Genomic DNA, 8,365 nt, shown 5'->3' with positions numbered 1-8,365 from the left:
GACCGCCTTCGACTCCTCACAATTGTTCAGTGAGGAGCACATGAAAGCTTGACCTTTAACAGAGTATCTACACGTATGAGGCCGCTGGGAACGTCGAGCACCAGCTCGATGAGCGGATTCGACCAGACCACGAAGCGCCAGCCTGCACTCGCGCCCTGCCCCACAGGCAAAAAAAATCCCCCGGCTGCGAACAGGCGGGGGATTGTCTGGAGCCTGGGCTCGATCAGCTGCGGATTTTCTCCGGGCGGACCAGGAAGCGTGCCAGTGCCGGCAGCAGCCACAGGGCGCCGAACATGTTCCACAGGAACATGAAGGTCAGCAGGATACCCATGTCAGCCTGGAACTTGATGTCGGAAAAGATCCAGGTTGCAACGCCAATGGCCAGGGTAAAGCCGGTAAAGGTTACCGCCTTGCCGGTGGTCTTCAGCGTTTCGTAGTAGGCGTCCTGCAGCGGCAGGCCCTGACGCAGGTAGGTTTCCAGACGGCTGTAGATATAGATACCGTAGTCAACACCGATACCCACACCCAGCGCGATCACCGGCAGGGTCGCCACCTTCACGCCAATGCCCAGGAAGGCCATCAGTGCGTTGGCCAGAACCGAGGTCAGCGCCAGCGGGATGATGATACAGAGTACCGCCGGGATCGAACGGAAGGTCGCCAGACACATCAGGATCACCACCACGTACACGGTGATCAGCATCTTGATCTGGGACTTCTCGATGACCACGTTGGTGGCAGCCTCGATACCCGCGTTACCGGCAGCCAGTTTGAACTGCAGGTTCTCGTTGTTGTACTCCTCGGCAAAGGCTTCGACCTCAGCGGTCACGCGCTTGAGGGTTTCAGCCTTGTGGTCGTTGAGGAACACCATCACCGGTGCCAGGGAGCAGGCCGCGTTGAACATGCCTTCCGGAGCACGGCTGATGGCGGTGTTCAGGTTGTCCTGGTTACGCGACAGGGCCTGCCACTTCAGGCTGCCCTCGTTGTTACCCATGATCACCTGCTTGGCCACCGTCACCAGGGATACCGCGGACTGCACACCCGACAGGTTGGCCATGCGCCATTCCAGCTGGTCGATGGCTTCCATGGTCTCGTACGCCGAGCACATTTCCGGCGGGGTGCTGACCATCACCACCAGTACGTCCGAGCTGGTGGAGTAGTTGCGGATGATGAAGTCGTTATCCATGTTGTAGCGGGAGTCGGCATGCAGCTCAGGTGCACCCGGATCCAGGTCACCGATCTCCACCTTCTGGCCATGGTAGATACCGAAGGCAAAGGCTACCACAGCGATGACCACGGAGATCGGCGCAACGGCAGGATGTGCGAAGCCCGACAGACCGCGCCACAGACGCTGGGGACGCGAGTTGAGGTCGCGATTGCGCTCGACAGCGCTCTTGCTGATACCGATATAGGACATCAGGACCGGCAGCAGCACCAGGTTGGTGAGGATGATGACGCCCACACCTACGGAGGCGGCGATACCCAGCTCGCGGATAACCTCGATCTCGATCAGCAGCAGCGTGGCGAAACCGACACCGTCGGAGACCAGCGCCACCATGCCGGGAATGTACAGCGAGCGGAACGCACGGCGGGCAGCGGTATAGGCGCCGTCAGCAGTGATCGACTCAATGGACATGGCGTTGATGATCTGCACGCCGTGGGAGATACCGATGGCAAAGACCAGGAAGGGCACCAGGATCGAATAGGGATCCAGACCATAACCCAGGGTATGCAACAGGCCCATCTGCCAGACAACGGCGATGACCGAGCACGCCAGGGTGATCAGCGAACTCTTCAAACAGCGGGTGAAGATAAGCAGCAGTACGAAGGTGATCAGCAGCGCGATACCGAAGTACATCACCACCTTGACGATACCTTCGATCAGGTCACCCACTTTCTTGGCGAAGCCGATGATGTGGATGCTGATGTTCGGGTTCTCACCCTGGAATTCGCTGCGGATCTTCTCTTCCAGCAGGCGGGAGAACTCGCCGTAATCCAGCTGGATCAGCTCGCCCTGATTCTCCGGATTGGGATAGGACTCCTGCAGCGGCACCTCGATGATGGTGGACTTGAAGTTGTTCGCCACCAGACGGCCGATTTCACCGGACTTGAGGATGTTGACCCGCAGGTCCTCCAGATCTTCCTCGGTCAGATAGGCCGGCTTGTCCGCGACCGGGCCGCCATCGAAACCGTACTCGGTTACCTCGGTCCAGCGGACGTTCGGTGTCCACAGCGAGCGCAGGTTGGCGCGATCCACGCCGGGCAGGAAGAACACCTCGTCGTTGACCCGCTTCAGGGTTTCCATGTACTCGGTCGAGAAGATGTCGCCATCCTTGATGGCGACGGCGATCCGGATGGAGTTACCCAGGTTCGCCATGTCATCCCGGTGCTCGATCATGTTGGCGATCCAGGGATGCTGCAGCGGGATCATCTTGTCGAAACTGGTGACCGGTCGTACCTGGGAGGCCTGAAAGGCCATGAACAGGGTAATGGCTGCAAACAGCAGCAATACCACCAGCCGGTTGTTGAATATCAGCCGCTCGATGAACGGAGCGGTTTCCTGATGATGTGCGGACATCAAAATCTCCTGGCTTGTAATTCTTATTGAAGCAAGACGTTGGTCAGTTGCTTATCGTTATTCTTCTGTCGCCGGTGCCGGCACCACAACGGCATCGGGGCTGGCTGCAGCACCATCGGGGCCGGCGGTCACGGTGCCACGCTGACCTACCAGCAGCACGCCGTTACCGGCCAGGGCTGTGGCGCTGGCCAGAGCAACCCGGTCGCTGCGGATACGCACATCGAAGCTGCGCCCGGCATCTTCACTGATGGCCACAACGCCACCGACACCGACGATGACCAGGCGGCCGTCAAGGGTCAGACCGCCACCGGCCAGAGTGGACTCGAGCGGTCCGTTGCTGGGGGTCATCAGGGGGACTTTCTGCCAGGTATCGCCGAAGTCATCGGAACGGAACACGTTGCCACGCAGACCCCAGGCAATCACGCCACCGGCTTCACCGGTACCGGATACACCGAACCAGGAACCGTCATAGGGTGTGTCCTCAAGGGTCTCCCAGGTATCGCCATAGTCGGCGGAGCGGTACATGGTGCCCATCTCGCCGACCATGAACAGACCGCTGTCCTTCACCTCGGTCAGGGCATTGAAGTGGAAGCCTTCCTCGTTATCCACGTCGAAGGACACGTCTTCCCAGGTCTCGCCGCCATCATCGGTGCGCAGCAGCAGACCGTAGGCACCGATGGCAAAGCCGGTATCGGCGTCACGGAAGCGCACGTCCATCAGCGGCTTTTCCAGGTAGCCGAAGCCTTCTTCGTCCATCGCGTCGAGCTCGGGGTCACGGTACTGAACGGTCCAGGACTCCCCTCCGTCCGCCGTATGCAGTACCAGCGAGTCGTGGCCGACTGCCCAGCCGCGCTTGTCATCGACGAAATAGACCGAGGTGAGCAACTGGCGTGCCGGCACGGTGGCCTGGAGCCAGGTTGCGCCCTTGTCATCGGAATAGACGATATGCCCACGTGCCCCAACGGCCACGAGACGATCGCCAGCATGCGCCACATCAAGCAGGAGCGTCTTGCTCGCCTTGAGTGACATGATGGCTGGTTTGAGTTCAGTGCTGGATGCTGTTGTCTGCGCCAGGGCGGAAGACGAACCGGCGAACAGTACGCTGGTGAGACCCAGCGCCAATGCGATTCTGCATGACAGAGATTTTCTAGAAACGCGCCATGATAACGGCTCGTGCATAATCCTTCCCCTTGTTCTTATATATGACTCTGCCTGATGGCATGTCTGGCGATACTATCCAGAATCGACAAGACCCGCCAACTGGACTTGGTTATGTTTTGTTAACCAGTCGAACATACCGAAAAACGCCCTGAACCAGCCGGATCAGAGGCGTCGAACGGTATCTGGAGCGTCAGGGCACAGGGAATACGATCAACGGACACGTCCCACCGCGCTGACACAGCGGGACATAGTGATATCACGCCTGCGACCTGCTGGCCACATCGAAGGCGTTTGGCGAAAGACCATCAATGATGAGAATAGTCTGCGATTCAGGCACTGGCAGGCAGGAGAACAGCCGCGCCCTGTGGACGAAATCCAGCTGTTCCCACACTCCGCACCCTTAAGCCAGGGACTTGCTCACCACCTCATAGACATCCGGCGACAGCTTGTCCTGCTCCAGAATCCGTGCCAGCTCCGCCTTCATCATTTCCTGACGCGCCGGGTCGAACTTGCGCCAGCGGGTCAACGGGGTGACCAGACGCGAGGCGATCTGCGGATTCATCAGGTTCAGTTCGATGACCCGGTCGGCCAGGAACCGGTACCCTGCCCCATCCTTGCGGTGGAAGTTGACCAGATTGTTGTTGGCGAAGGCGCCGATCAACGAGCGCACCTTGTTCGGGTTGCGGATGCTGAAGGCCGTGTGCTTCATCAGCTCCTGCACCCGCTCCAGTCCGCCGGGCAGCGGGCTGCTGGCCTGGATGTTGAACCACTGGTCCATCACCAGGGGGTAGTCGGCCCAGCGCTGGGCAAACTCCTGCAGGGCGGCATGCTTCTGATGCTCGTCCGGAGAGTTGACCAGCGCCACCAGCGCGGCCTGGCGATCAGTCATGTTGCTGGCCTCGACGAACTGGCGCACGCAGGCGGACATGGCCGCAGAGGAGCCGGTCAGCATCAGGTAGCCCAACAGAGTATTGCGCAGGCTGCGACGGGCCATGCTGGCGGCATCGGCGCTCCAGGGCTGGGCAGCGCTGCCGAGGGCGTCAAAGCGTTGCCACATGGGCTCGGCCAGCGCATTGGCCAGCTCGCGGCGTACCCACTCACGCACATGGTGGATGGCATCGACGTCCGCAACCTGGGCCAGCTCGATCAGATAGGCCTCCGACGGTAGACGCAGGATCTCCGCCACCATGGCCTGATCCAGCTCGGCGTCGGCCAGCACACTGCGCCATACCTCGAGCAGGCGCTGATCCAGCAGCAGCGGACGCCCGGCCTGGTGGATTTCCACCAGACCCTGCAGCACGTCCACCGCCAGGGACTGGGCAGCCTCCCAGCGATTGAACCCGTCCGGGTCATGCATGGCCAGGAACACGCGGTCCTCGCGGGTGTAGGGGTAGACCAGCTTCACCGGGGCGGAGAAGCCACGCAGCAGCGACGGCAGCGGCTCTTCGGTGATGCCCTCGAAGACAAACTCCTGCTCGGCCTCGGTCACCGCCAGCACTGTCTCGTTGCCCCGTGCGTGCGCCTCGCCCGCCAGCTTCAGCGGCATCTCGCGGCCTTCGGAATCCAGCAGCGCCATGCGAAGCGGAATGACGAAGGGCAGCTTCTCGCTCTGCCCCGGTGTCGGCGGGCAGCTCTGGCGGCAGCGCAGGCGGTAGGTGGAGCTGCTGGCATCGAACTCGCCGTCAACTTCCAGTACCGGGGTGCCAGCCTGGCTGTACCAGCGCTTGAACTGGGTGAAGTCCACCCCGTTGGCATCTTCCAGCGCGGCGATGAAATCATCGCAGGTCACGGCCTGACCGTCGTGGCGCTCGAAGTACAGGTCGGTACCCTTGCGGAAGCCCTCCGCCCCCAGCAGGGTGTGCAGCATGCGCACCACCTCCGCACCCTTCTCGTAGATGGTCAGGGTGTAGAAGTTGGAGATCTCCATGTAGGACTCCGGGCGCACCGGGTGCGCCATGGGGCCGGCGTCCTCGGCAAACTGGTTGGCCCGCAGGAAGGTCACATCCTCGATGCGCTTGACCGTGCGCGAGTTCATGTCCGCGCTGAACTCGGCATCACGGAACACGGTGAAGCCTTCCTTGAGCGACAGCTGGAACCAGTCACGGCAGGTCACCCGGTTGCCTGACCAGTTGTGGAAATACTCATGGGCCACCACCGACTCGACACGCTGGAAGGCCGCGTCGGTCGCAGTATCCGGGTGCGCCAGCACGCAGCTGGAGTTGAAGATGTTGAGGCCCTTGTTCTCCATGGCGCCCATGTTGAAATCGTTCACCGCCACGATCATGAAGATATCCAGATCGTACTCGCGACCGTAGACCTCCTCGTCCCAGCGCATCGAGCGCTTCAGACTATCCATCGCATGACCGCACTGCTCGCGGTTCTCCGGCTCGACATAGATACGCAGGTCGATGGTGCGGCCGCTCAGGGTGGTGTAGCTGTCTTGAATCAGGCACAGGTCTCCCGCCACCAGGGCAAACAGGTAGGACGGTTTGGGGAAGGGATCTTCCCAGGTCGCCCAGTGGCGGCCGCCCTCGTGCTCACCACTGGCAATCAGGTTGCCGTTGGAGAGCAGGATCGGATAACTGCCGCGATCAGCCAGAATGGTCGTGGTGAAGCGACTCATCACATCCGGCCGATCCAGGTAATAGGTGATCTTGCGGAAGCCCTCGGCTTCGCACTGGGTACAGAACATGCCTCCGGACTTGTACAACCCCTCCAGCGCCGTGTTGTTCTGCGGCTCGATACGGGTGGTGATCGCCAGCTCGAACTCCGCTGCCTGCGGGTGCAGGGTCAGACTGTATTCATCTACCTGGTAGTCGGTCGGGGCCAGGGTCTGGTCGCCCAGTGCCACGCTGACCAGCTCCAGCTGCTGACCGTCCAGCACCAGCGGCACCAGGCCCGCGTCGCCATTGCGGCGGACGAACAGGCGGCTGTGTACCAGCGCATGGTCCTCGAACAGCTCGAAGGTCAGATGGGTCTCGTCGATCCAGTAATCCGGCTGCCGATAGTCCTTGAGGTAGATGGTCTGGGGTTGTTCTGTACGCATGATGAAGTCCTCAGGACACACTGAATGCCATAGTGTAGGCGGTGTATTTGCGAATATTGATGACGGCGGTATCCAGCATCAGGTATTGACCCTTGATCCCCAGCAGGGTGCCCTCGAGCACCGGCTCCTTGTCCAGATTCGCCGACTGCGGTTTGGCCGGGTATTCCAGCACCGGATAGCGGATGTGCTGCACCTGGGCATCGGTCAGTGGCTGCAGCGCCTGGATACCGAAGCGGGCCTGCAGCGCCTGCAATCCCGGCTGCGCCCCTTCCAGCAGACGATCACGCTCGGCGATCAGATCCATCGGCTCCGGCTCGCCCTTGAGCAGCAGACGCCAGTTGGTCTTGTCCGCCACCTGCTGACGCAGCAGGTCTTCGACCATACCCGACTGCTGACGGGTCGCCACGCGCATGATCGGCAATGCCTGGCTCGCACCCTGATCGATCCAGCGGGTCGGAATCTGACTGGCACGGGTAATGCCCACCTTGAGGCCGGAGGAGTTGGCCAGGTAGACAATGTGATCGGTCATGCAGAACTGCTCGCCCCAGGCCGGCTCGCGGCAGGTGCCCTGCTCGTAATGGCAGCGCTCGGGACTGACGATGCAGATATCGCACTGCGCCAGCTTCTTCATGCAGGGAAAGCAGAATCCCTGGCTGTAACTCTTTTTGGTAAGCCGGTTGCAGTGCTGGCACCGGATCTCTCCAAGGGCCTCGAGGCGGATGGTGCGCCCGAGCAGGTCATTCAGGGGCAACTGCTCATCGCCCAGGGGTAAAGCGTACCGGACGGGTTCGCCCAGGGTACCGAGCATCTTGCGGATACTGCCCTCGCCGCTGACCAGCGCCATCAGTGCAGAGTGCCCTTCGCCGCCGAAAACAGCGACTCATCCAGGTTGGCCGGCGCCTTGGAGGCGTTCTTGCAGCTCTGCGCGATATAACCGGTGCGCTCTTCCTCGGGCAGGTTGTCCATCTCCCAGGCGATGATGGCCTGCAGACAGAGCTCCTTCTGCTCCTGGGTGAGTTTGCGGCCATCAGCCCACTTCCCCAGCTCCACAGCCGTCTTCAGGCTCTCGTAGACCTCGGGGGAAATATTGCGCAGCATCTGAATGAAGGTATCCATGGAATCTCCGGAAGTGAAATCGGGGAACACCGGGCAACCGCGCGCCACCCGGGAAATACCGCCATTGTACATTTTTTCGCAGGCCGGGACGTGCCCGGGAGTGCCCGGGAGTGCCTGGGAGGAACCTGAGAGGGACGAGCACCAGCTCGTCCAGGGAGCAGCGCACCCGCGCTACGCCATTCGCACCCGGCCGGCATTTATTCGCACCCGGGGCGGGTGCTCCTACCCCGATTCCGCTCCCGTAGGAGCACCGCCCTCGGTGCGAACCGGGCAAGCACGTTGTTCGCACCCGGGGCGGGTGCTCCTACGGCGGGCTGGTTCTGTAGGAGCACCGCCCCCGGTGCGAACCGGGCAAGCACATTTTCGCACCCGGGGCGGGTGCTCCTACCGCGGTTTCATTCCTGTAGGAGCACCGCCCTCGGTGCGAACCGGGCCAGCACATATTCGCACCCGAGGCGGGTGCTCCT

Annotated in this window: 5 protein-coding genes; all 5 read right to left on the bottom strand. The window is 61.5% G+C overall.

The features are described 5' to 3' along the window. Nucleotides 1–223 precede the first annotated feature (223 nt). On the bottom strand, nucleotides 224–2,575 hold the full coding sequence (locus VF673_RS14860; protein WP_440292503.1) for an efflux RND transporter permease subunit: 2,352 nt from the start codon (nucleotides 2,573–2,575) through the stop codon (nucleotides 224–226). A 57-nt stretch (nucleotides 2,576–2,632) separates the two neighbouring features. After that, the gene (locus VF673_RS14855; RefSeq protein ID WP_440292502.1) at nucleotides 2,633–3,754 is read right to left on the bottom strand and encodes a YCF48-related protein; all 1,122 of its coding nucleotides are present in this window, start codon (nucleotides 3,752–3,754) and stop codon (nucleotides 2,633–2,635) included. Between the two features lie 382 nt (nucleotides 3,755–4,136). Further along, on the bottom strand, nucleotides 4,137–6,782 hold the full coding sequence (gene pepN / locus VF673_RS14850) for an aminopeptidase N (RefSeq protein ID WP_440292501.1): 2,646 nt from the start codon (nucleotides 6,780–6,782) through the stop codon (nucleotides 4,137–4,139). A 10-nt stretch (nucleotides 6,783–6,792) separates the two neighbouring features. Continuing rightward, nucleotides 6,793–7,626: a DUF2797 domain-containing protein gene (locus tag VF673_RS14845; RefSeq protein WP_440292500.1), complete on the bottom strand. Its 834-nt coding sequence runs from the start codon at nucleotides 7,624–7,626 to the stop codon at nucleotides 6,793–6,795. Beyond that, nucleotides 7,626–7,898, bottom strand: a complete 273-nt coding sequence (locus VF673_RS14840; protein ID WP_090537130.1) for a YeaC family protein — start codon at nucleotides 7,896–7,898, stop codon at nucleotides 7,626–7,628. The genes VF673_RS14845 and VF673_RS14840 overlap by 1 nt, the downstream gene beginning before the upstream one ends. Nucleotides 7,899–8,365: the final 467 nt, after the last annotated feature.

This window comes from Halopseudomonas sp. Lyrl_26 (assembly GCF_051948695.1).
GTDB lineage: Bacteria > Pseudomonadota > Gammaproteobacteria > Pseudomonadales > Pseudomonadaceae > Halopseudomonas > Halopseudomonas formosensis.
The sequence above is the reverse complement of the archived record's forward strand: the minus strand, read 5'-3'. Positions and strand labels throughout refer to the sequence as shown.